This is a genomic window from Psychrobacter sp. TB20-MNA-CIBAN-0197 (genome assembly GCF_040309765.1).
GTDB lineage: Bacteria > Pseudomonadota > Gammaproteobacteria > Pseudomonadales > Moraxellaceae > Psychrobacter > Psychrobacter submarinus.
The window spans coordinates 1-233 of the sequence record NZ_JBEOPC010001452.1; the positions used below are offsets into that span (position 1 = coordinate 1).

Annotated in this window: 1 pseudogene; it reads right to left on the bottom strand. The window is 60.9% G+C overall.

The features are described 5' to 3' along the window. Positions 1-233: pseudogene (locus AAEY83_RS18780) on the bottom strand (hypothetical protein); the annotation flags it as partial.

Below are 233 nucleotides of genomic sequence, written 5' to 3' on the forward strand. Positions count from 1 at the left end.
AGACAGAACATCATCGTGCACGCGACCATGCCGATCTGCGAGATCGACAGCGCGAGGCCGAGCATGTTGTCGATCGAGAAGAAGTGATCGACGGTCAGCGACATCGTGATGAACATCACCGCGAAGATCGCGATCAGGCTGTATTCGGTCAGATGCTGCCACCACTTCTGGCGGTCGCTCTGCTGCGGAACCAGCGCGTCGGCCGACGGCTTCACGGCGGCGCTGGCCAGGTT